17 protein-coding genes, 3 tRNA genes and 3 rRNA genes are annotated in these 24644 nt (G+C 41.4%); 6 read left to right on the forward strand and 17 right to left on the reverse strand.

All coding sequences use genetic code 11. From position 1 onward, the window contains the following. The first annotated feature begins 16 nt into the window (after positions 1–16). Positions 17–385 (forward strand): hypothetical protein, encoded by a 369-nt coding sequence (locus HQQ94_RS21945; RefSeq protein ID WP_173296405.1) that lies wholly within the window; start codon positions 17–19, stop codon positions 383–385. Here HQQ94_RS21945 and HQQ94_RS21950 read toward each other — a convergent pair. Both HQQ94_RS21950 and HQQ94_RS21955 read right to left on the reverse strand, forming a co-directional pair. Then, on the reverse strand, positions 377–4084 hold the full coding sequence (locus tag HQQ94_RS21950) for a response regulator (RefSeq protein WP_173296406.1): 3708 nt from the start codon (positions 4082–4084) through the stop codon (positions 377–379). The two genes, HQQ94_RS21945 and HQQ94_RS21950, sit on opposite strands and share 9 nt — an antisense overlap. A gap of 403 nt (positions 4085–4487) precedes the next feature. Then, the gene (locus HQQ94_RS21955; RefSeq protein ID WP_173296407.1) at positions 4488–5882 is read right to left on the reverse strand and encodes a PhoH family protein; all 1395 of its coding nucleotides are present in this window, start codon (positions 5880–5882) and stop codon (positions 4488–4490) included. A gap of 425 nt (positions 5883–6307) precedes the next feature. Between HQQ94_RS21955 and rapA the strand changes: the two genes are divergently transcribed. Together rapA and HQQ94_RS21965 are read left to right on the forward strand one after the other, a co-directional pair. Next, complete coding sequence (gene rapA / locus HQQ94_RS21960; protein WP_173296408.1) at positions 6308–9214, forward strand: RNA polymerase-associated protein RapA; 2907 nt, start codon at positions 6308–6310, stop codon at positions 9212–9214. 210 nt (positions 9215–9424) lie between these two features. Beyond that, positions 9425–10324, forward strand: coding sequence for a DUF3530 family protein (locus HQQ94_RS21965; RefSeq protein ID WP_254304127.1), 900 nt, complete (start codon positions 9425–9427; stop codon positions 10322–10324). Between the two features lie 80 nt (positions 10325–10404). On the opposite strand, the gene HQQ94_RS21970 is transcribed toward HQQ94_RS21965, so the two are convergent. Both HQQ94_RS21970 and HQQ94_RS21975 read right to left on the reverse strand, forming a co-directional pair. Next, positions 10405–10902: a YqhA family protein gene (locus tag HQQ94_RS21970; RefSeq protein ID WP_173296409.1), complete on the reverse strand. Its 498-nt coding sequence runs from the start codon at positions 10900–10902 to the stop codon at positions 10405–10407. 116 nt (positions 10903–11018) lie between these two features. Then, positions 11019–11840, reverse strand: coding sequence for a crotonase/enoyl-CoA hydratase family protein (locus HQQ94_RS21975; RefSeq protein ID WP_173296772.1), 822 nt, complete (start codon positions 11838–11840; stop codon positions 11019–11021). Between the two features lie 290 nt (positions 11841–12130). Here HQQ94_RS21975 and HQQ94_RS21980 point away from each other — a divergent pair, with 290 nt between their 5' ends. Further along, entirely contained in the window at positions 12131–13120 is a 990-nt protein-coding gene (locus HQQ94_RS21980; protein ID WP_173296410.1) for a response regulator, read from the forward strand. A gap of 13 nt (positions 13121–13133) precedes the next feature. Then, positions 13134–14096 carry a sensor domain-containing diguanylate cyclase gene (locus tag HQQ94_RS21985; protein ID WP_173296411.1) on the forward strand — a complete coding sequence of 321 codons (963 nt, stop codon included), beginning with the start codon at positions 13134–13136 and terminating at the stop codon, positions 14094–14096. 80 nt (positions 14097–14176) lie between these two features. On the opposite strand, the gene rraB is transcribed toward HQQ94_RS21985, so the two are convergent. The 6 genes from rraB to HQQ94_RS23180 form a co-directional block, all read right to left on the reverse strand. Next, positions 14177–14605, reverse strand: coding sequence for a ribonuclease E inhibitor RraB (rraB, locus tag HQQ94_RS21990; RefSeq protein WP_173296412.1), 429 nt, complete (start codon positions 14603–14605; stop codon positions 14177–14179). A gap of 112 nt (positions 14606–14717) precedes the next feature. Next, positions 14718–15440 (reverse strand): 1-acylglycerol-3-phosphate O-acyltransferase, encoded by a 723-nt coding sequence (locus tag HQQ94_RS21995; protein ID WP_173296413.1) that lies wholly within the window; start codon positions 15438–15440, stop codon positions 14718–14720. Between the two features lie 190 nt (positions 15441–15630). Beyond that, the gene (locus tag HQQ94_RS22000) at positions 15631–16404 is read right to left on the reverse strand and encodes a metal ABC transporter permease (protein ID WP_173296414.1); all 774 of its coding nucleotides are present in this window, start codon (positions 16402–16404) and stop codon (positions 15631–15633) included. 77 nt (positions 16405–16481) lie between these two features. Further along, the gene (locus tag HQQ94_RS22005) at positions 16482–17387 is read right to left on the reverse strand and encodes a metal ABC transporter solute-binding protein, Zn/Mn family (protein ID WP_173296415.1); all 906 of its coding nucleotides are present in this window, start codon (positions 17385–17387) and stop codon (positions 16482–16484) included. Next, positions 17371–18549, reverse strand: a complete 1179-nt coding sequence (locus HQQ94_RS22010) for a hypothetical protein (RefSeq protein WP_173296416.1) — start codon at positions 18547–18549, stop codon at positions 17371–17373. Before HQQ94_RS22010 ends, HQQ94_RS22005 begins: the two co-directional genes overlap by 17 nt. 246 nt (positions 18550–18795) lie before the next feature. Beyond that, positions 18796–19086: an ABC-type zinc uptake system zinc chaperone gene (locus HQQ94_RS23180; RefSeq protein ID WP_375335708.1), complete on the reverse strand. Its 291-nt coding sequence runs from the start codon at positions 19084–19086 to the stop codon at positions 18796–18798. A 101-nt stretch (positions 19087–19187) separates the two neighbouring features. Between HQQ94_RS23180 and HQQ94_RS22945 the strand changes: the two genes are divergently transcribed. Further along, the gene (locus tag HQQ94_RS22945) at positions 19188–19313 is read left to right on the forward strand and encodes a hypothetical protein (protein ID WP_302051862.1); all 126 of its coding nucleotides are present in this window, start codon (positions 19188–19190) and stop codon (positions 19311–19313) included. Positions 19314–19450: 137 nt separating this feature from the next. Here the strand turns inward: HQQ94_RS22945 and HQQ94_RS22015 are convergent, their stop codons facing one another. The 7 genes from HQQ94_RS22015 to HQQ94_RS22045 all read right to left on the reverse strand — a co-directional run bounded on the left by HQQ94_RS22015 (position 19451) and on the right by HQQ94_RS22045 (position 24510). Further along, positions 19451–19786 carry a hypothetical protein gene (locus tag HQQ94_RS22015; RefSeq protein ID WP_173296417.1) on the reverse strand — a complete coding sequence of 112 codons (336 nt, stop codon included), beginning with the start codon at positions 19784–19786 and terminating at the stop codon, positions 19451–19453. Between the two features lie 329 nt (positions 19787–20115). After that, positions 20116–20231: ribosomal RNA gene (gene rrf / locus HQQ94_RS22020) — 5S ribosomal RNA — on the reverse strand. 18 nt (positions 20232–20249) lie between these two features. Next, positions 20250–20325: transfer RNA gene (locus HQQ94_RS22025), tRNA-Thr, on the reverse strand. A gap of 121 nt (positions 20326–20446) precedes the next feature. After that, positions 20447–20562: ribosomal RNA gene (gene rrf, locus HQQ94_RS22030) — 5S ribosomal RNA — on the reverse strand. 259 nt (positions 20563–20821) lie between these two features. Then, positions 20822–23744 (reverse strand): 23S ribosomal RNA (locus tag HQQ94_RS22035). A gap of 476 nt (positions 23745–24220) precedes the next feature. Beyond that, positions 24221–24296, reverse strand: a tRNA-Ala gene (locus tag HQQ94_RS22040). Between the two features lie 137 nt (positions 24297–24433). Further along, positions 24434–24510 (reverse strand) — tRNA-Ile (locus HQQ94_RS22045). Positions 24511–24644: the final 134 nt, after the last annotated feature.

The raw sequence follows: 24644 nt of genomic DNA on the forward strand, positions 1-24644 counted from the left end.
ACACGACGGAAAACTTATGAAAAAAGCCACTAAAGCCGTACTCATCTCAGCTTTCGTCTGTCCAGGAGGAGGCCATTTTTACTTAAAATGCTACAAAACCGGTACCTTACTTTCCATTGCCACTCTAGGCACCATAGTCTACCTGCTTAACCAAGCCGTTTCACGAGCCAGAGAAATTTCAGAACAGATAGTTAGTGGTCAGATCCCTTTAGATATCAATATTATCTATCCTCTTATCACTCAGCAACCAGTAGCAGAACAAGCCTTATGGAACAATATTGCCGGTTTTGTGCTTGGTATTTCTTGGGTAGTAGGGGTTATAGGTGCATACAGACAAGGCACTGTCGTCGATAAAACTGAAGACAAAACAGACACCTTAGTCTAGCGCCTCACCCTTATTATTAATCCAATAACGTAACGTGTCGAACAGTTCATTTAACACTATTGGCTTGGTGATATGGGCATTCATACCTGCAGATAAACTCTTCTCCCTATCACCTGACATGGCATGTGCAGTCATCGCAATAACAGGCAGCTCCGACGGACTGTAATGCTTACGTAGTTCTTTCGTCGCGGTTAATCCGTCCATAATTGGCATCTGAATATCCATCAGTACAGCTTCATACTGATTATTTTTAACCATATCCAAGGCTATTTGACCATTATCGGCAACGTCCACCTCATAGCCCGCACTCTTTAACAGCTCTGTAGCCACTTGTTGATTAATAAAATTATCTTCTACTAGTAATATTCGACCAGTCACCAGCTCAACAGCCTCTACCACTAACTCATCAGCAAGATTGAGCTTAGGCTCATCGACAAAAGCTGAAATAATCTCATCAAAAAGCGCAGAGGCTTTAAATGGTTTTTGTAACATGGCGTAAATACCAGATTTATCCACATCCTCTTTTAATGGTTCTGCTGCATAGCCTGTCATCATCATAATAACTGGACGTTTCTCTAAGCGACCATCAGCGACCATACGATCTAGCTCTGCGATCACAGCAATACCATCCATCTCAGGCATCATCCAATCAAGCAGTAACAAATCAACCGACGATTTACCTAGTTTATAAATGGCCTCTGAGCCACTCGCAGCGGTATCAACCTCGAACCTAAAATCTTGCATGATTGTCGAGTAAATCTGTAACGCCGTCGGATTATCATCCACGACTAGCGTTTTCAGACTTCCCACTTTGTCTGGCACTATCATGGGTTTAACTTCTGCTTCTTCAGCGATTTCAAAGCTAATGGTGAAACTGAAAGTACTACCTGCTCCCATTTCACTTTGTACCTGCATAGTGCCCCCCATCATAGACACCAAATGTTTACTGATGGATAAGCCCAAACCCGTCCCTCCATACTTACGAGTCGTTGAACCATCGGCTTGAGCAAAAGCATCGAACAGGTGATCTTGCTGCTCTTTACTGATCCCTATGCCTGTATCACGCACCCAAAACTTAAGGGTAATACGATGATCTCGCTCCCCCACGTCCTCACAACCCAATTCAATCTCACCACTTTGGGTAAATTTGACTGCATTAGAGAGCATATTGATTAAGACCTGTCCAAGGCGCAAAGGATCACCTTCTAGGATAAGTCCGGCTGTCACTGGAGCATATAATAGTAATTCAACTCCCTGCTCCTGTGCCTTTAACGCATTAAGATCTAAAGCATGATCCAGCACCTTATCTAATGGGAAAGAAACACGTTCCAGCTCCAACTTACCCGCTTCAATCTTGGAGAAATCGAGAATATCATTGATAATCCTCAGTAATGACAAAGCAGAAAAACCTGCTTTATCAAGGTAATCTTGCTGTTGAGCTGTCAATGAAGTTCGTTGTGCCAGCTCCAACATGCCAATAATGGCATTCATTGGCGTACGGATCTCATGGCTCATATTAGCCAAAAATTCACTCTTATACAGATTAGCAGACTCAGCATCTTGCTTAGCTTCTAACATCACCACCTCGTTACTCTTGTGACGAGTGATGTCCTTATGAGTGCCTACCATTCGCTTTGGCTCATTGTTGACTGTAAACTCAACTACTCGGCCACGAGATAAAAGCCAATGATACTGCTCAGCTTTACCTTTCATTCTAAACTCTATTTCAAAAGCCCCTATCGGATCTGCCAAATACTCTTCTCGGTACTCTTTAACACGAATACGATCATCTGGGTGAATCAATGCATCTATGGTCGATACCAAAGCGGGGAACTCATTACTCTTATACCCTAGCATTGAATAATATGCCGGATTACAGATGATCTGCTCAGAATCAAGATACCAATCCCATAATCCATCCTCAACCGCATCCATAGCAAGGTGGTAGCGCTCTTCTGAGAGCCTTAACTGCTCGGCAGATTCATATTCACGGGTCACATCACGCCACACAGCAATCAAGCCAAGTAGCTCACCACGTCGATTATAAAATGGTAATTTGAGCGTATCTAAAAGAACTGGCTTGCCTGCCAAATCGACCTTTTCTTGATAACGTAGCGGCGTGCGTTCAGACAACACGCTTTCATCTTCAGCCTTAATGCGTATCGATTGCTCTTTGGTAGTGAGCCTGATGCTCTCCTGGCCGATCATTTCGCTCTCGGTATAGCCCAACATACGTTCAGCCGACTTGTTACAGCCTAAATATTTCCCTTCTTTATCTTTAAAGACAATTGCTTCTGGTATAGCGTCGAGCAAGGAACGTAATAATGCGTACTCTCGTTCTCGACGTTCAGTTGTTTCTTTGAGCCGTTCTGTACGTCGTGCGACTAGCTTGTCTAAACGGCGGTTCTGTTCAGCCAAGTGGCGAGTATACTGTTGATTCTCTTCAAAAATACGGCTAACAAGCTGAAACCAAGGCTCCCAGCCTTGGGTCATCTTCTCTGGTGGCTTTCGCGGTTCTTGTGAGCAGCCTTCTAAATGAGTCAATAATTGAGATGCGGGGTTAACAAAAGAGCGGCGTGTCTGCCAGTGGACAATTGTCACCAGTACCGACAGTGCCAATACCACTAAAATAAATGTTAGTTCTAATTTTTCCCACGAATCTTTAAACAGATCATCTTCATCTTGCAAATAGAGGAGTCGCCATGGTGCATTTTGCAAAGCAACAGAGTGGATATAGTAACCGTTGCGTATGATCCCATCATGAGCATCAAATAACTCAGACTCTGGCAATGAATGTAGCTCAGATGGGATCTTTTGGCTGATATGATAGACACGACCAATATCTGAACTATCGTCATCACTGTGAGAAAGAATATTGTTCTTTTGATCCAATAAGATCACTGTACCTGGCATTTTAAAATAAAGGCGGATCTGTCTTGCCAATTGTGACAAGGTCATGTCCAGGTTTATTGAGCCTATGAACTCGTCTTGCAGGTAAATAGGGATGCCTAATGTCGTTAAGAGCTCTTTATTATTAGGGTCTATATAGGCTGGCCCCCAGAATACACTTCGTTGAGGGTTCAAAGCCGGCGTAGCTAACTGAAATTGATTCTTATTAAGCAATTCCTCACGGAACTTTTGTTCATCTGCAGGCCAAGGATAATAAGACATGATCCTGCGTTTTGATATGTAGTAAATAGAGGAAGCTTTAGGTGCTGCTTCTGTCGCAACAGGAAAAGAAAGCGACAATTCAAACAACATCTCTAACTCTTGATAAAACTTATCACTGCGACCATTTAACGAGCCCGCTCCGGTGATCCGTCCCATGTTCGTGAAAGGTTCACCAGTTTTGGCATAACTGGGCTCCAACGTAAAGTATTGACCACCTTCATTAAATTTTTCATACTGGGGTAATCTCTCTTTACGCACCAGTTCACCGAGTTTTAAATGATCAACGGCAACATTACGTAAACTTTGTACCGCACGAATACTCGATTCTAACAGTAGATCAACTTGCAATACGTGACGCTCAACTTGTTCTTCTCTTTGCTCCATCACCTGACTTTTCTGGCGTTCGAAAAAAAACCAAGCCGTCACCAATGCCATGATAATCACACCAATATAGGTATAAAAAACAGCACGGTTATAATTCTTTTGTATCGGAGACTTCAGTTGAAGATCCGGCTCAGTCGTTTTCATTCTTGACCCTTGAGTAACACGAGAGCACCTAGGCACATCCCTGCCCAGATTATAAATTCATTACTTGGTATACTATCAGTAAGATACCTGATTAGAATACATAATCTTCGCATAATCAGCTCAGTAAACTAAGATTCATCTCTTAAAGTAAACAAGCATAATATAGCTTGTTCAAAAATTAATTCATCTGTTACCTAATCGCTAAAAATGCATACAGCACAATACAAATGCGACCTTAAAATATAAAAATAATACCTTCACGTTTAATGTTAAAACACAAAGACTAAAAAGGCCTCATTACCATACAAGATAATCAAAGGCCTAATTTAAAATACCCAAGCGACTTCAAGATGCTTAATGTTAACTCTTTAAGTCAATTGAGTGTAAAACCAACAAGACAAACTTATAAATTCTCTTCAGCAAACTCAGCAAGACGAGAACGCACCACGCCATTGAGGTAAATATTTGCACTACCTTCGAAATTTTTAAACCGTTCAACAATATAAGTCAACCCAGAGGTAACTGCAGTCAAGTAGTTAGTGTCGATTTGAGCCAAGTTACCACTACAGATTAACTTTGTTCCCTCCCCCATACGAGTGATCATTGTTTTAATCTGTGATGCGGTCAGATTTTGACACTCATCAAGAATAACCACGGAATTCTGAATCGAACGACCACGCATAAAGTTAATCGATTTAAACTGAATGTTAGCCTTGTCCATAATGTAATTCATACTGCCACTAGGATTAACATCATTTTTATGCAGCACTTCTAAAGTGTCCGTTATCGCTGCAAGCCAAGGTGCCATTTTCTCCTCTTCAGTACCGGGTAGGAAGCCTATGGACTCTGCAATTTCAGGTGTATTACGCGTGACAATAATTTTATCGTACAGACCCCTCTCTACCACCATCTCAAGCGCGGCGGCTATTGCCAATAACGTTTTACCACAGCCTGCGGGACCGGTTAAGATAACCAAATCAATATCGGGATCAAGTAGAGCTTGCATCGCCATGCCTTGATGGATGTTTTTAGGACGAACACCCCAAGCATCTAAGTTCAGCAATCTATCTTTACCTAAATCAAGCAGATGCAGATCAGTATCTGTTTTTTCAATGACACGACCACAGAAATTTGAGTCTTTATCCATTAAATATTGATTAACATAAAAGTTCTCATCACCAATCTCTGTAATCGGCACAGTATGTACTGTGTGGCGCCCCTGAACCGTTGTCGTGACATGCTCTTTACGTTCCCAAAAATCACCATTAAATTGATGAAAACCTTTCGTTAAAAAGCGAATATCATCGATGAGCTGATCAGTACGATAATCTTCAACAAGTAAAATCCCCGCACCTTTTGCTTTAAGGCGCATATTGATATCTTTAGTGACGAGAACAACAATACGAGGATCGTGTATTTTTTGCAGATGAAGCGCGGTATTAATGATACGGTTATCGTTATTATCTCCAGGAAGAGACGTTTTTGTCATCTCAAGTTGATGGTCGGGAAAGATAGCGAGTGACCCAGATACGTCACCGTGATCTTCACGACGAGGAAGTTTAACTCCTTGAACTATCTCCTCTGGGGTGGTGGTTCCTCCGAGGATATCCTCTAGTGCTCTAATAGCCACTCGAGCATCACGGCTTACATCTCGCTTTCTGTCCTTTATCTGATCTAGCTCTTCCAGAACAGTCATAGGAATCACTACATCGTGTTCTTTAAATGAGTATATCGCTAAAGGTTCATGTAGTAATACATTGGTATCCAGTACAAACAACTTTCTATCGTCTTGTTGCATGGCGCCTCCATAATTTCCATTAAACTTTCGTTGAAATCTAGGTCGATGCTGCCCTGTTGTGTGAATCTAAATTTGCATTTATAACTTAATAATAACCTACACCTCTACAGCCTGAAGTTATAAAATAATTTAATCCTGTTACACATCAAATAAATGATAAAAATGCCTATCATCTAAATCCATACTGACACTATTGCAGTATAGCTTCAACCACTTAGTTGCAACTTTGTATAAGCAATAAAAACCAAAAAAGAACTTTTTAGCTACAATCGAGGTAAAATAATACAGAATTAGTTTAATTAAACAGCCATTATTTTAAATCCATAAAAACTCACCCAACTAAGATTTAGCATTCGACATAAATGCGCTTAATGTTATAAAATGCGCTCCCTCCGTGATTTCCCCTGTAAATGAGAATATAAGTAATGCCCTTTTTCTTAGGCCAACGCTGGATAAGTGACACCGAATCTGAACTGGGTTTAGGCACAGTCGTCGCTGTGGAAGGCCGTATGGTCACCGTAATGTTTCCAGCAACTGATGAGAACCGTTTGTTCTCTAGAGCTGATGCGCCATTAACGCGTGTTATTTTTAATCAGGGTGATAAAGCTGAAAGCCATGAAGGCTGGAGTTTGACCGTTAGTGAGGTTGAAGAGAAAGATAATCTTGTTATCTATCATGGGATTCATAATGAGACTGGTGAGCAAGTCTCATTAAGGGAAACACTACTCAACCACAATATCCGGTTCAATAAACCTCAAGATAGATTGTTTGCTGGCCAAATAGACCGCCTTGAACGCTTTGGGGTTCGCTATCAATGTCAGCAACTAAGAAATAAATTAGCCACTTCCGATCTACTTGGTCTACAAGGCCCTAGAGTTGGTCTTATTCCACATCAACAATGGATAGCACATGAAGTCGGGCAACGGTTTGCACCTCGTGTTTTACTTGCCGATGAAGTCGGGCTCGGTAAAACCATTGAAGCTGGCCTTATCATACATCAGCAACTGCTCACGGGCCGCGCTGAACGTATTTTAGTGATTGTACCGGACACGCTACGCCATCAATGGTTGGTGGAGATGCTACGTCGTTTTAATTTAAAATTCTCTGTATTTGATGAAGACAGATGTATCGAAGCTTATGCGGACAACGATAACCCTTTCTACACAGAACAGCTGGTTATTTGCTCTTTGGAATTACTACGTAAAAAGAAGCGGTTAGAACAAGCATTAGATGCCGACTGGGATCTCATGGTCGTTGATGAAGCGCATCACTTAGAGTGGGCTGAAGGCGCGCCTAGTCGTGCTTACCGTACAGTTGAAGCATTAAGTGAAGTGATCCCAGGTGTTTTACTATTAACAGCAACACCAGACCAATTAGGCCATCAAAGTCACTTTGCACGCTTGCGACTACTTGATCCTGATCGCTTTTATGATTATGAAACCTTTCTTAAAGAGGAAGCAAATTATGCCGATGTGGCCAGTATCACAGATGCGCTCACCAGTAATAAGCCACTCGCACAAGACATAATAAATAGTCTCAAAACACTATTACCTGAAAAAGATATCAGTAACAGCATAGACTTAATTCAAGCCAGTGATGGTGATATCGATCAGCAACACAATACGCGCGATGCACTGTTACAGGATTTACTCGACCGACATGGAACGGGTCGTATTTTGTACCGTAATAGCCGTGCTTCAGTAAAGGGGTTTCCAACACGGATCTTCAACGCCCACCCGCAGAAAATGCCAGCACAATATGTCACCGCAGCACGTGTGGGAGCTATGATGAATAGCCACTTAGACACCGCTGGCAAGGTAAAACAAGCGCTAAGCCCAGAAAAAATATATCAAGACTTTGAAAGCACAAGTGCTAGCTGGTGGAAATTTGATCCAAGGGTTGATTGGTTAATCGATTTTTTAAAAGAAAATCGTAGAAAGAAAGTACTCATTATCGCCAGCCAAGCTGAAACCGCGCTGAGTTTAGAGGAAGCATTACGTACCCGAGAAGGTATACAAGCCACCGTCTTTCACGAAGGCATGTCCATTATCGAACGTGATAAAGCAGGAGCTTACTTCGCACAAGAAACAGGGGGTGCACAAGCACTTATCTGTAGCGAAATTGGGTCTGAAGGTCGTAACTTTCAATTTGCTAGTCAATTGATTTTATTTGATTTACCATTAAATCCAGATCTCTTAGAGCAACGTATTGGCCGCCTAGATCGTATCGGGCAAAATAGTGATGTAGAGATACATGTTCCTTATTTACAAGATACTGCACAAGAATCACTAATGCAGTGGTATCACTTAGGTCTTAATGCTTTTGAGCACACCTGTCCAAGTGGACATATTCTCTTTAACGAGTTTTCTGAACAGCTTCTTAATATTTTAATAAACCAAGATAAAGAAGCTTTAGATCAAGTATTAATTGAAACGCAAACTCGTTATACAGAACTCAAATCTGTTATGGAACAAGGACGCGATAAGCTACTTGAGATCAACTCTCACGGCGGTGAAAAAGCAAATAAACTCGTGAAAGCATTAGCTGAACGTGATGAAGATACCAACCTAATTGGTTCTGTTATCAGGCTATGGGACATTATTGGAGTAGAGCAAGAAGACAGTGGTGAAAATGCTATCATATTGCGCCCAAGTGAACATATGATGTTCCCAACTTATCCAGGTTTACCTGAAGATGGAATAACCGTCACCTTCAACAGAGACATTGCACTGTCACGAGACGATATTGCGCTTATCACTCAAGAGCATCCGATAGTGCAAACAGGGTTAGATCTGATCACGTCATCAGAAACAGGGACAACAAGTGTCGCAGTATTGAAAAACAAGTCTCTACCTGCTGGCACTCTCTTCCTTGAGCTCATTTACATGGCTGATGCTTCTGCACCTAAATCAAGTCAACTGTACCGATATTTACCGCCAACACCAATGCGAGTGTTACTGGATAAAAACGGCAATAACTTAGCCGATAATGTCAGCTATGATAGCTTTAACAAACAACTCAGTGCTGTCAATCGTCACATTGCCAGTAAACTGGTTAATGCATCACAAAGCGTACTACACCCGTTACTGGCTAAAGGAGAAGAGATAGCCTCAGGCCAATTAACACTATTAGCTAATGCTGCTCGAACTAAAATGACGTCCCAGCTCACAGGTGAACTCGATCGCTTGCAGGCATTAAAAGCTGTTAACCCCAATATTCGTGATGAAGAATTAGCACACATACAACAACAAATGGCAGAGCTTACCACGTATCTCGATGCAGCCGTATTGCAACTTGATGCCATACGCTTAATTTTGGTCAGCCACGCTTAAAATCGATTCAAATCATTTATATCACGCTTCTTAGTTACATCACTAAGAAGCGTTTTTTTACCTACAATTTATACCAATCAAACCAGATCCATTAAGTTATTTAATTTTCATTATTTATCACGTTTGAACTTTATAGAAATGAATCCTATTTAAGGTAATTGGTATTATACTTGAGCAAGACATAAGTTGATTCATATAAGAAGCTTTTCTATGAATATTCACAAAGTCAGGTACTTACACTTTCCAGTATATTTTTTAATAGCCGCATGCACTTACAACATATTAAACATGAGCTGCTGGGCTGCAGATCCAGCAAGTAATAAACTTAAATATCATTACCTTCCACCAGAAGAGGTCATTACCATCGAAGTGGGAAAACAGCAGTCTGAAGTCTTACTAAAAAGCTGGGTAGGTAAAAAAGAACTCGGCACAGCAACCCTATTATCAAATCCTGGTATGAGTGCAGATTCTGCCGGTCTCCAAGCATTTTTAAGACGGCAGCTACCACATACTGGTTGGACTAGCATAGCCCTTACACCACCGAATAAGATACCAACACCTAATTTTTCAACCGCTGCAGCAGAGATCCCAAAAGTAGGACAACTCGACAATACACAAATTAACACTGAACGTACTCAGCAATTTTCACAAAAACAATGGATGAAGATCCGAGAAAAACAAGAAGCCTTTATCGTGGCAACCATGGGGAAATTAAATGATATAGCAAGTCCTTACCCAGGTAAAAAACTCCTGATCGCCACCAACCAAGGTGCAGGATTTATGATTTCAATCCTAAGTAAAAATCTACTACCAAAACCAGATATTTTGGTTATCATTAACCCTTTTATGACAACAAGCTCAGAGAATCAAGCCTTATCTACATTACTGGCAAAACTCGATATTCCTGTGCTTGATATTCAGTCTCCAGATGGTCATCTTGCTTCCCAGAAAACCATCACGAGTCGACGTATACTCTCCCCTCCAAATGAGCCTTACCGCTATAGCCAACAACTTATGCAGCTTAACCTTAATCACCTAGAGGCTTGGCAAACCTGTTTAGATTTAATCGAAGGGTTTTCTCATAGAATTAACAAGGCTTATCCGAATTAAAAAAAATCAGCAAACCTTTCGATAACCGGCTTGTTCTACAACAGAGCTAAAACACACATGTTTAACTGCATTAAATTGGGTTACTTATTGTCTTTCGTTAACATCAAAGCCAACGCAACAAACACGATAATTAATCCCATATAAAGCAGTTCTATCATACTCTGAGGCTTCATTTCGATAAAATAAGAAAATAGCTTGATGATCAACATCATCAAAATCACTTTACCTAGCTTACTTTTAAGAGAGTCAATACTGCTTATGACTAAAATTTTACCACCCACTTTACTTTTTTCTGCTGCTGCCAGATTATTAATAAAAAGTTCATACAGTCCAAAAGCAAAAATCAATAATATAGCTCCAAGGAGAAAAGTGTCTAAAATCTCGACAACCACCATCACTAATGTGTTTCGTACTTCATGCCCCCCTGTCAATACATAAGTCCAGATGAGATCTAACATGTAGAGTACGTCTTTCAAGCCCATAAGAAAGATAACAAATGCAGCAACAATACATGATAATACTCCTAGCATTACCGAGTACCTGCTACCCCACAATATACGCTCAAAAAAAGTTCTCATTAGTCAACTCGGTCAATAGTAAAATCACCCCCCAAATTTTAAAGCTTATTCTCTTCTCCAACACAATGAGATAAAAAAGATGTGATCTTACGTATTATAATGATGAATAGAGATAGTCACCAACCGGACTGCCTATCTTGATAGTCAGCCTTGACCTTAATCTCTTTGTGATCTTGATGATTTCGTTTAGCGGCAATCAGTCGATTCTTGCCCATAATTAATCTAATTTGACTGATGGATTCTCGCGATAATAAACGTCTGACGCTAGCAGTCCAGCTCTTGTTAATGCTCATCTTAATTGCAGCATTCGCATCTGGAGAAGTCTGACTTATTTCACTTGCCATCTCTTTTGCTCGCTTCATAGGCTGCTCTGAAATTTCAGTAAGTAAGCCTTTCTCAAGTGACTCTTGAGCAGATAACACTTTAGCTGTCATCGTTAATAACATCGCTTGATCTTTACCTACTAGCTCCCGAAGTGATATTAATCCTGCCATATCAGGCACGAGCCCCCACTTGGCTTCCATGATTGATAATTTAGCATCGGGAGATGCAATGCGCATATCTGCACCAAGTGCTATCTGCATGCCTCCACCAAAACAACAACCTTCGATCACTGCAATAACTGGTATAGGCAAATCGCGCCAGCCACAGGAAACCCTCTGAGCTAAATTGGCATTTCCCGGTAACCACTTAAAGAGCAAACGAATAGCGTGTAATGGCGAACTCATCACACTTTTTACATCCAAACCCGAACTAAAATTACCTCCAGAGCCTGATAAAATCACGATTTTGATGGTACGATCTCTTCTCAAACTATAAATAATACTATCTAGCTCTTTAAACATTTGAAAGTTAAGTGCATTATATTTTTTAGGCTGTACTAACGTTACATACGCAATCCCATTATTTTTCTCAAATTGAACAAACTCCTGTCGCATCATATTTCTCCCTCCAAACTGGTCAGTCCAGAAATCAGGTTATCATACTTACGCTATTTATCTAACTAGAGCCCATGTATAAATAAAATTACCCTATGCTACAAAATGACTGCTTTGCCTCAGTTTTTCTGGTGATATCATCGCTAACAAAAGACGACTTATGAAATTAAATGTGAATACCACCTGAAAAAAACAAAAAATACTGCCATCTTTTTTCAACGATTGGCGGGCGAGTTTACTAATAAGTGTTATCTTTGAATATATGGGCAGATTAGGATGATAAAAGAAAAATGCCAATCCCAGTACTCATATGCGATGATTCTTCGCTTGCCAGAAAGCAAATGGCGAGAACACTTCCCAAAGGGTGGGTAGTCGATATTACCTTTGCCAATAATGGTGCTGAAGGTATTGCAGCGATAAAAGCAGGTAAAGGAGAAATTGTTTTCCTTGACCTCAATATGCCTGTAATGGATGGGTATGAAGTTTTAGAAAGTATTCAGAAAGAAGATTTACCCGCACTCGTTATCGTCGTCTCTGGCGATATTCAAACCAAAGCACACGAAAGAGTCAAAGCCCTAGGTGCACTAGATTTCATCCAAAAACCTGTCAGTGCAGAATCCATCAGTAATATACTCCAAGAATATGGGATATTAACCGAAACCTTAGATGAAGAAATAGTCGATAGCCCGATGATTAAGGTTGATCTACGTGATGCTTGTCAAGAAATAGCTAACATTGCAATGGGACAAGCGGCTGATTTGCTGGCTAAACTACTGGATGTTTTCGTTCTTTTACCTATTCCTAATGTCAATGTTCTTGAAGTTAGTGAGCTAACCATGACATTAAAAGCCACTGAAGATAAAGTCTCTGCCCTCTGCCAAGGGTTTATTGGTGCCGGTATCGCCGGAGAAGCCTTACTCTTATTTCATGACTCCTCTTTTAAAGATATGGCAAAACTGATGGGACTAGAACACCCAGAAGACACAAACACTGAAATGGAGGTAATGATAGATACAGGGAATGTATTAATCGGTGCTTTCTTAAACGGGATCTCTGAGCAACTCCACATGAGATTCAGCCAAGGTCACCCTATCGTGCTGGGTCGACACTGTACAATCAACGATCTCATCAATGATAATTCAGAGAAATGGTCCCGAACGTTAGCAATGGAAATTAACTATCGAATTGAAGGTCATGATATTCAGTGCGATCTTCTCCTTCTGTTTACTGAAGACTCGTTACCGACGCTTAATTTTAAGCTCGCTTACCTGATAGATTAAGTTGGATCTGTTTATGTCACATGACCAAAATGCAATGAACGAACTCCACTGGCTAATCGACATGGTACAAACAATCGAAGTCGGCTTAGTCGTTCTTGATAAGAACTTTGATATCCAACTTTGGAATGGTTTTATGGAAGATCATAGTGGCGTTGAACCCAACGCAATCAAAGGGGAGAATCTTTTCACTACATTTAACGACCTTCCAGCAGCTTGGTTAAAACAGAAAATGGAATCGGTATTTCTCCTTAAAAATCGAGCTTTTATCAGCTGGGAACAACGTCCTTATATCTTTAAATTTAAAAACTATCGACCTATTACCGGCCGTGCCGATTTCATGTATCAAAATGTCACCTTACTGCCACTCTCCTCACTAACAGGCCAGGTAACGCATATCAGTATGATCATCTATGATGTCACTGATGTTGCCGTTAATAAATTGCAAATTAACGCAGCGAATGAACGCTTAGAATACTTAAGTCAAATCGATGGTCTAACTCAACTTAACAATCGTCGATACTGGCAAGAATGCATGCAAAAAGAATTCGATAGACATAAACGCTATGGCGATGAGACAACTTTAGTGATGTTCGATATTGACGACTTTAAAAAGGTTAATGATAACTACGGTCACACAATAGGGGACAAAGTTATTCAGCATATTTCAGCGCTTTTAAAACAATCTTTACGCGAAACCGACAGTGCAGGTCGCTATGGTGGAGAAGAGTTCTCGGTCGTGCTAGCAAAAACATCTGCAGCAGACTCTCTTGTATTTGCAGAACGATTGAGAAAAAAGATTGAAGAAACGGCTTTAGTTCATGAGGGACAATCTATTAATGTGACTGTCAGTATAGGGATATGCGACATACAGGATGGAATTGAAAATAGTGCCCAATGGCTCAATTTAGCCGATGAAGCTTTGTACAATGCCAAGGAGTCAGGGCGAAATAAATGTGTTACTCATAAACAAAAATAACTTTCTGTCATTTTGCTTTCACCAGTAAAGTTAAAAATACCCATATCCATGAGTATTTTTATAGGTTATCTCAAGTAATATTAATGAAGAGGCTGCTTATCACTCTCTTCGAAGTCGTCCTCTTCAAGGTCATCCTCATGGATTTCTTCACCATTTTCATCGATGAAATAAGTCCCCCAACCGTCATAATCAACTTTCTGTTTAGCTGCTAGGTGCAATAATGCTTCGCACGCTTTATCAAGTAAGTCGACATTGAGTAAATGATGCGCAACAGCATCAAAACAAAAAATAACAGAACCATCATCAAGTTCCATTTCTTCTGCATCACTCACCTCAAAACCAAGTTTAAATGCGTCAACGGCTGTTTTTTCTAAACGATCAAAATTATTCGATGAGAAATGATGTTCAATTGTATACTCAGCAGTAGCATTTGAACCATCATTTAAGATAGCCGCTACTATTTGCTGATTTTCTTCTTGCTGTGCCTTAATTAAACGATCGATTGACATGAACAACTCCCAGTAAATAAACTTTAAAGATTATACACCCAAGGTAAGCGACTTCAAACCTAGGAACAAAAAAGCCCCCATCAAATGGAGGCTGAATATGCATAATATCGAATTACTTTGCCATTAAAGCCGAAGCTTCTTGATCCAGCTGAGTCAATCTCGTCGACATCATCACGTGAATACGTTTTGACAACTCTTTCACTTGAGATTTAGCCAAGCCCTTGGTTTCTATTGGTTCCATCATTTCGATAATCACCACACCGTTATTCCAACGATTTAGCTTAATATGCCCTTGATTAGATGCCAACACAGGCACCATAGCAACCCCTGCTTCTATTGCAGTATGAAATGCTCCAGATTTAAAGGGTAATAATCCTTTACCACGAGATCGAGTACCTTCTGGAAATATCCAGATAGAAAGACACTTGTCTTTAATTTTTTTGGCAGCTTGCGTCATGGTTTCAAAAGCTCTATTTCGATTTTTTCTATCGATGAGTATATTGCCAGACAGCCAGTAAATTTGACCAAAAAAGGGAACCCAAGCCAAACTTTTTTTACCTAAACTAACCGTACCTTTAGGCACTGCAGCTGTGTGAGTAAACATATCAAAATTATTTTGGTGATTAGCCAAAAATACACAAGGCTCAGTTGTCGCTATACTAGGCTTACGCACAATAACCTTAATACCCACGACAGGCGCAGCATAGGAGAAAACTTTAGCTAACATGTGTACATTGTCACGATGCTTAGGTCTAAATATACAAAAAAGACTACAAAAAACAAATGCTAACAGTAGCATAACTGCCAAAACTAACGTTCTTAGGATTATAAGCACAGCTGACTCCCTTGGTACCTGTGGCAACAGTATAGCCAGCAAGATGATACTACTCAATAAAATGTTTTATACCAAGCCATAAATATTAGCTTAGCAATACACTTGTAGCCTGAATGCATTGACCCAAGCAGTAGAGAGTCTAGCTGAGAAAGATTAACTCTGGTTTAATTCTGAATTAAATTTATCTTGATCACCTTTTGAAAGTCAGTATTGTATTACCAAACAGCAATCTGAATAAGATAGTACTTATCGCTAATGTTGCAACAATGGCAGCGCCACTAGGAAGATCGAAGCTAGCAGAGATAAGCAATCCAGAGATATAACCCACCAAGCCAATCAGATAAGCTGCTGGCAATTTATGCTTCATTTTGTGTTTGTTAACTGCCAATGCGGGCAATATCAAAGTACTAAATACTAAATAAACCCCCACTAACTCAACAGATAGTGTAATAACCAACGCAAACATGATGTAAAAGCCACTGCCATCAAGTAAAGCAGGTTTACAGTAAATTAAACCCAAAATACAAATAGAAACAACTGTGGGCAATATCAATTGAGACCAATTAACCCAAAGTATTTGTCCTGACATCAACTGCTTCAACATCTCAGCACCATGAGGATCATTAGACAACATCAACATGGCTGTCACTGCCGCTAATACATAGAAGCAGCCGATAATAGCTTCGAGCTCATCAGCCATTCGTTTTGACAACCAGGCAATAAAGCCCGCTCCAGCAAGCGCAAATAATGCAGGCATCCATACATGAGAAAATGCTAGGTGCTCAATATCATGATTAAGATGAGCCACAATTGCACCTAAAGCAGCAACTTGAGCAATCGCCAGATCAATAAAAATAATACCGCGTTTTAATACTTGTTGACCCAAGAGAACATGAGTCGACAAGACTAAAATCCCAGCAACTAAAGCTGGAAGTAAAATAGAGAGCAAGTCAGTATCAAACATAATTAATACTCTTTCTTTAATAGAAAATAGGTACCAAGAAGACTTGGTACCTTAGTTAGATATGATAACCAGCTAGGTTAAATTTTAAGCAGCAAATCAATCACACTATCGTATAGGCTAAACAAATCTTGACTCTGCTCGTTTCCACCTACTGACATAGGCAGAACCTTTACAGGCAAGTTTGCTCGCTCCCCTAGCCAATTCGCACCTCTTTCACTCTGGTAAGATGCAACAATAATCGCCATTACATCTCCTGTAGCTGTGCGTTTAAGTAAGCTAGCAAGATGACTACTACTTGGTGGCAAGCCAGGTTTAGGCTCTAAATCACCAACCTGTTCCATACCAATCCAGTCAAATAGATAACGAAAACTAGAATGGTATGCTATGACTTTTTTTCCTTTTAGCGATGCAGCTTTAGCTTCCCAATCAGGAATGGCTAGAGACCACTTATGACTAAACACCTTCAATGCTGCTTGATATTGATCCTGTGAATCAGGATCAAGAGAGATAAGCTTAACTGTCAAAGCTTTTGCCACCTCTAACATTCTATATGGAGAAAAATGCAAATGTGGATTACCTAGGGCATGTACATCACCCATACTGCGATCAACAGATTCAAGCTTATCTAGAGTATCAACATGTTCTGCTGCAAAAAATAACCCATGATCTGTAGAGCGGACATTGGCATTAGATGACTTCATTTGCAGCATAGGCAACCAACCAACTTCTAGATCTGCACCAGCACAAACAGCAAGATCCGCTTGGCGCATCTTAGCAATTAAACTAGGTCTTGCCTGGACTTGATGAGGATCTTGCAGCGCTGTTGTTGCCGAATAAATTTTAGCATCAGGTGCTAATTCTTTCACCAACGCCGCATATTCAGGCTCACAAGCAAAAATGTTAAGTCCAGCGTTAGCCAAGCTTGAGTAGCCCATGCTTAACGCAAGTGCCGCGACTTTAACTAAGTTAGAATTGATGTGCACCGTGAGCCCCCAGAGTCATTACATATTGAAGAGTGAAGACATTATCATCCTCAATGCCGTCAAAATTGGTTCCTTTTTGATTAGTATATTGCAGACGAACCGTTGAAAAATGACTGTTATGCCAAGCTAAACTTAATTCAGTCTCTTCTAGCTTTTGAGGATGAAAGTGATCACCGTGCATTTCTTGAGTATCGACTTCACCATAACGTAAGCCCGTAGACCAATTAGGTGATAATTGGTATACACCACTTAAGTACCAACCTTGCTGATCATCAACATTTTGGGTGCCTAAATTAGCTTCACCACTTCCTTGTAATGGCGTAAAATCTGTGACTTTAAAATACTCACCACTCAAAGTAAGATGTTGATATTTATAGTTCCCATTTGGCGCCCACTTATAAACAAAGTCAGCAATATAGGTATTCTCACCGGTATATTGTGCACTATGACTATGCTCATGCTCTTCACTTTCATGTTCATCGCTTTCATGCTCATCAGCAGTCAAGCGACCGTTCTCATTACGCATATAACTCAAGCCAGCAAGCCATGAACCATTTGCACCAATATCACCACCAAACTTAGTATAAGCGGTATAAACACCAAGTTCTTTATACTCACGTTCATTATGTTCATCGGCTGCACGCATACTGTCGCCCTTAAAGGCTTCAATACCCATAGCTAAATAAAGATCTGTTGCTGCGACATAATTTAAACGAACACCATCATCAAAATAATGACTGCCTAAAAAAGCACGGTACGCTGCAGGTCTATCGGAAAATGAATCTGTGTGAACATGCTGGTTATTAAGATAACCTACATCAGATAAAAAACGACCTGCGCGGATTGAAAAACCACCAGGCATAGCCAATGTTTGAATAAACCCCTCTTCAAGACCTAACTCAGTTTCACCTTCGTGCGATTCAACAACGGCCGTTAGTTTACCGTAAAACATATCATCGATATTGGCACTCAGCGCAAGTTCTGTATGCCCTAAGCCAAAACCTTCAACTCGCTCGGACATAGGCCGTTCGGTATTTTGATAATAACCATCAAGCACTGCGCTAATAGCAGGGTTCGTCAGTGTTGGGCTTTCAGCCCATGTAGATGTTGAAATAAGTGCGCAAGCAGCCGCGTATGCTGCGTGATAATTAATAGTTTTCATTTTTTCTCCAAAATACAGCCGTTCTCAGCGCCTTAAGGAACTGTGAACAAAATCAAAATCTTAAAATAGATAAATGTTAAATTTATGTCATTTAATTAATATCAACCGATACAAATAACGTTGAAATTTTAGATCTAAAGCTCACTGGAACTAAATCGAAAATAGCTGTCATTCGGATAGAATTACAGTATTTTTTATTTAGCAACACACAAGAAAATCAAAAAACAACAATATTGATCATTGATATTAAGCTGATAAAGGAGGGGCGCGACTGTGGAAAAAACTTGTATGTTCAAAGCGGTGCTCATGTATAAGAACAGAACTAACTTCAAAGGTCTGAAGACTGACAGATAAATTAAAATTATTCGTCAGTAGTAGTTTATTAAGTTGATGCTTATGAAAACAAAGTGTGCAGTGATTTTGAGACCCACTATCACTGATATGCTCTACACTATGGGCTGAAGCGGCAAAGGACAGGCAGATCAATAGGGCTGAAAGCCATATTGCTATACCTCGTCTAACACCATCAACCACCATAAAAAAAGCCCATCGTTATTAAAATTAAGCAAAATCCTGCATAATGTGCTACAAAGCCTAAGTTAAGTCAAGTTACAACTTAAATAAATAGGGTCACTAATATGTTAGCGTTTTTACGTCAAAATGGTAAAGTATTCTTTTGTGCTGCGCTTTTTATTGCTGCAATTGGCTGTGGTATCTATTATGTCGATGCAGCTCTTGAAGGACAAGTTCAACTTGTTGAGTAATCTGCACTCTGGCTGACAATTCACTGCTCACTAGTGGCTGGTTTAACTCAACACTGCTTCTTGTCTGTGCCCATGCATAAAGCAATCAACTCGACTGATGAAGACTAGCCATTTAGATTGGTTTCATGACTCGGTTACTAACGGTATTTCTGCCTATGCTCACTATCATCAATAGCCTTATTAGCTGGTGCCTCCGTCACTTTTAAATGATCCATCATATGACTAACAAGCAAAATTATCACAGCAATAATTGCAACCGGAGTCGTCAAAGTACGCATTTCTGGAGAAAAATAGCCATAAATTAACATGCCAAGTCCCAAGTAAAAACCTAACATCTTAAGTCGGGAAAGTATGGGGTTTTTACCTAACCACGCATCACAATGTGGGCATTGAATCTGTGCATTAAAACCTTTACCACGTTGATTTATAACATTACTCACGCCAAAAATCTGATTACAGTGGGTACATAACACGACATAACTCCCTAAAAAAATAACGGCAGTAAAGCTAATTTTAACAGAATCAAACAACGCAGAACAAAAAGTGCAAAGATAAGGTACCTGTCATCTTCTGACTTAATCTCAGCAACATTTCATCAGCAACATCTATCTACGCTATAAAGAGCTTCAGTCTCACTAGGTGAGATCTTTATGCTCCCCATGACCAAATGCTTATTATTTCAATTTAAACACGAAAAAGCCCGTTGTATTAACAACGGGCTTTAAAATTCTCTTAAGAAGAGAGTTTGTCTTCACTACTCTTTATAACACTAAGTAAAAGTAAAAATGAAAACTAAAGTGGCGTCTGGAAATGACCTACTCTCACATGGGGAAACCCCACACTACCATCGGCGCGATTGCGTTTCACTTCTGAGTTCGGGATGGGATCAGGTGGTGCCACAATGCTATGATTTCCAGACAAATTCTGTATTAAAATTGGTGCTGATACCCAGAATCGAACTGGGGACCTCATCCTTACCAAGGATGCGCTCTACCGACTGAGCCATATCAGCATTTATTTCTTATAAATAACATAGTCTTATGTAATAAACACATCAACTCACTGCAATGTTATTGTCTAAATAGTTTTTCACTCATCTCAGTACAAAGAGTCAAAGTGAAAACGAATTAGGCGCCTGGAAATGACCTACTCTCACATGGGGAGACCCCACACTACCATCGGCGCGATTGCGTTTCACTTCTGAGTTCGGGATGGGATCAGGTGGTGCCACAATGCTATGGTTTCCAGACAAATTCTTACTGGTTAATTATTCGTCTCACGGCATTGTTTCCTCGCTCCAGTGCTTGTGTACTAAAGTACACGCCGCGCTTCACTCGTTACGGCTTTGTCAGCCAAACAATTTCCTGCGTAATTAACCAAATAACTAAATTCGAAAAGCTGTTAAATAAATATAATTGAGTGTAACTTAAATCAAATTGGTATTCTTTTTCGCTCTGTAATCACTCATTAACCACAAACTTCTTAGAAGTAAAACCCATCTGGGTTGTATGGTTAAGCCTTACGAGTCATTAGTACAGGTTAGCTCAACGCCTCACAACGCTTACACACCCTGCCTATCAACGTCCTAGTCTCGAACGGCTCTTTAAAGGGATTAAATCCCTAGGGATGACTCATCTTAGGACTCGCTTCCCGCTTAGATGCTTTCAGCGGTTATCGATTCCGAACGTAGCTACCGGGCAATGCTATTGGCATAACAACCCGAACACCAGCGGTTCGTCCACTCCGGTCCTCTCGTACTAGGAGCAGCTTCCTTCAATCATCCAACGCCCACGGCAGATAGGGACCGAACTGTCTCACGACGTTCTGAACCCAGCTCGCGTACCACTTTAAATGGCGAACAGCCATACCCTTGGGACCGACTTCAGCCCCAGGATGTGATGAGCCGACATCGAGGTGCCAAACACCGCCGTCGATATGAACTCTTGGGCGGTATCAGCCTGTTATCCCCGGCGTACCTTTTATCCGTTGAGCGATGGCCCTTCCATTCAGAACCACCGGATCACTATGACCTACTTTTCGTACCTGCTCGACGTGTATGTCTCGCAGTTAAGCTGGCTTATGCCATTGCACTAACCGTACGATGTCCGACCGTACTTAGCCAACCTTCGTGCTCCTCCGTTACTCTTTGGGAGGAGACCGCCCCAGTCAAACTACCCACCAGACACTGTCCTCAACCCCGATTCAGGGGCCAGAGTTAGAACATCAAAACTACAAGGGTGGTATTTCAAGGTTGACTCCATCAGAACTAGCGTCCCAACTTCATAGTCTCCCACCTATCCTACACATGTAGGTTCAATGTTCAGTGCCAAGCTATAGTAAAGGTGCACGGGGTCTTTCCGTCTAGCCGCGGGTATACGGCATCTTCACCGCAATTTCAACTTCACTGAGTCTCGGCTGGAGACAGCGTGGCCATCATTACGCCATTCGTGCAGGTCGGAACTTACCCGACAAGGAATTTCGCTACCTTAGGACCGTTATAGTTACGGCCGCCGTTTACCGGGGCTTCGATCATGAGCTTCTCCGAAGATAACCCAATCAATTAACCTTCCGGCACCGGGCAGGCGTCATACCGTATACTTCCTCTTGCGAGTTTGCACAGTACTGTGTTTTTGATAAACAGTTGCAGCCACCTGGTATCTGCGACTCCCGTCAGCTTAAAGAGCAAGTCTTATCACCAACAGGAGCGTACCTTCTCCCGAAGTTACGGTACCATTTTTGCCTAGTTCCTTCAGCCGAGTTCTCTCAAGCGCCTTGGTATTCTCTACCCAACCACCTGTGTCGGTTTGGGGTACGATTCCTACTAACCTGAAGCTTAGAAGATTTTCCTGGAAGCATGGCATCAACTACTTCATCACCTTAGTGACTCGTCATCAGCTCTCAGCATCGCAATTTAATGCGTATTCCCGGATTTGCCTAAGAATACTGCCTACTACCTTAAACGCGGACAACCAACGCCGCGCTAGCCTAGCCTTCTCCGTCTCTCCATCGCAGTTAGCAGAAGTACGGGAATATTAACCCGTTTCCCATCGACTACGCCTTTCGGCCTCGCCTTAGGGGTCGACTCACCCTGCCCTGATTAACATTGGACAGGAACCCTTGGTCTTTCGGCGAGGGAGTTTTTCACTCCCTTTATCGTTACTCATGTCAGCATTCGCACTTCTGATACCTCCAGCGTGGGTTACCCCTTCACCTTCTACGGCTTACAGAACGCTCCTCTACCGCGTACATCAAAGATGCACACCCGTAGCTTCGGTGTATTGCTTAGCCCCGTTAAATCTTCCGCGCAGGCCGACTCGACTAGTGAGCTATTACGCTTTCTTTAAATGATGGCTGCTTCTAAGCCAACATCCTAGCTGTCTAAGCCTTCCCACATCGTTTCCCACTTAGCAATAACTTTGGGGACCTTAGCTGACGGTCTGGGTTGTTTCCCTTTTCACGACGGACGTTAGCACCCGCCGTGTGTCTCCCGAGTAGTACTCATTGGTATTCGGAGTTTGCAAAGGGTTGGTAAGTCGGGATGACCCCCTAGCCTTAACAGTGCTCTACCCCCAATGGTATTCGCTCGAGGCGCTACCTAAATAGCTTTCGAGGAGAACCAGATATCTCCCGGTTTGATTGGCCTTTCACCCCCCATCCACAAGTCATCCGCTCATTTTTTCAACATAAGTCGGTTCGGTCCTCCAATTGATGTTACTCAATCTTCAACCTGCCCATGGATAGATCACCGGGTTTCGGGTCTACACCTTGCAACTAAACGCGCAGTTAACACTCGGTTTCCCTACGGCTCCGCTATTCGCTTAACCTCGCTACAAAATGTAAGTCGCTGACCCATTATACAAAAGGTACGCAGTCACGGTTTCTTACCCATAAAGAGTTGAACCGCTCCCACTGCTTGTACGTATACGGTTTCAGGTTCTATTTCACTCCCCTCACAGGGGTTCTTTTCGCCTTTCCCTCACGGTACTGGTTCACTATCGGTCAGTCAGGAGTATTTAGCCTTGGAGGATGGTCCCCCCATGTTCAGACAAGATGTCACGTGTCCCGTCCTACTCGTTTTCATCTATGGTTAGTTTTCATGTACGGGGCTATCACCCTGTGCCGCTGTGCTTTCCAACACATTCCACTAACACCCCATAGACTTAAGGGCTAATCCCCGTTCGCTCGCCGCTACTAGGGGAATCTCGGTTGATTTCTTTTCCTCCGGGTACTTAGATGTTTCAGTTCCCCGGGTTCGCCTCACGACACTATGTATTCATGTCGTGATACATGCTTATGCATGTGGGTTTCCCCATTCGGATATCGTTAGCTCAAATGCTTGTTACTAGCTCGCCAACGCTTTTCGCAAGTTACTACGTCCTTCATCGCCTCTGACTGCCAAGGCATCCACCGTATACGCTTAGTCACTTAACCATACAACCCACATAGGTTTTTATTCGCTTGCTACTTTGCCCTTATGCGGTGTTACTCAAGTTCGCTTGTCAGTTATGTAGCGTTGCTACATGCCTTTCTCGCTCACTTTCGCGCCTTGCCTAAGACCAAACTCGCTGCGCTAATATTATCTATTGTTCAAACGGGTAGTTTGAACGAGATGTATCGCAACTAATGGTGTTTACTTTCGCCAAAAGAATACTCTTGAACTCATTACCCTAAGGTAAATCATTCCGCACTTGATTTAAGTGTTTGAGAACTCAATTATTTATTTTCGCATTAATGCTATTAACAACAAACAACCTATAACATAAGCCATTCACTGTCCCTTTCACATTAACACTATCAGCTTTCCAAATTTTTAAAGAGCGGGCTTAAAAAAGCCAAAGATAAAGTATTAGTTTATCTTTGGCATCTCTATCCAATGCATGTATATATTGTATTAAAATATAATTAAATGGTGGAGCTATGCGGGATCGAACCGCAGACCTCCTGCGTGCAAGGCAGGCGCTCTCCCAGCTGAGCTATAGCCCCATTTACATGCAGTCAAACAAAATATATACGTTTACTTATTACTAAGTTATTACCAAATCGCTTCTTAACAATGCCAACAGTGACGACGTTTAGCTTTCTTAAACGAGTCACTTCCCAACGTAGGAAAGGAGAGATTTTGGTGGGTCAGAGTGGACTTGAACCACCGACCTCACCCTTATCAGGGGTGCGCTCTAACCAGCTGAGCTACAGACCCATTTATACTTGCATTCTTATTAATAGCTTACTGCTTTAAACAAGAGTACGTCGTCTAAATAGACACGTATATTTTTTTGCTCTTTCTTCTATCAAGTAATCTGTGTGAACACTCAGCAAATATTGAGTTAGTCG

It is taken from the genome of Shewanella sp. VB17 (genome assembly GCF_013248905.1).
GTDB lineage: Bacteria > Pseudomonadota > Gammaproteobacteria > Enterobacterales > Shewanellaceae > Shewanella.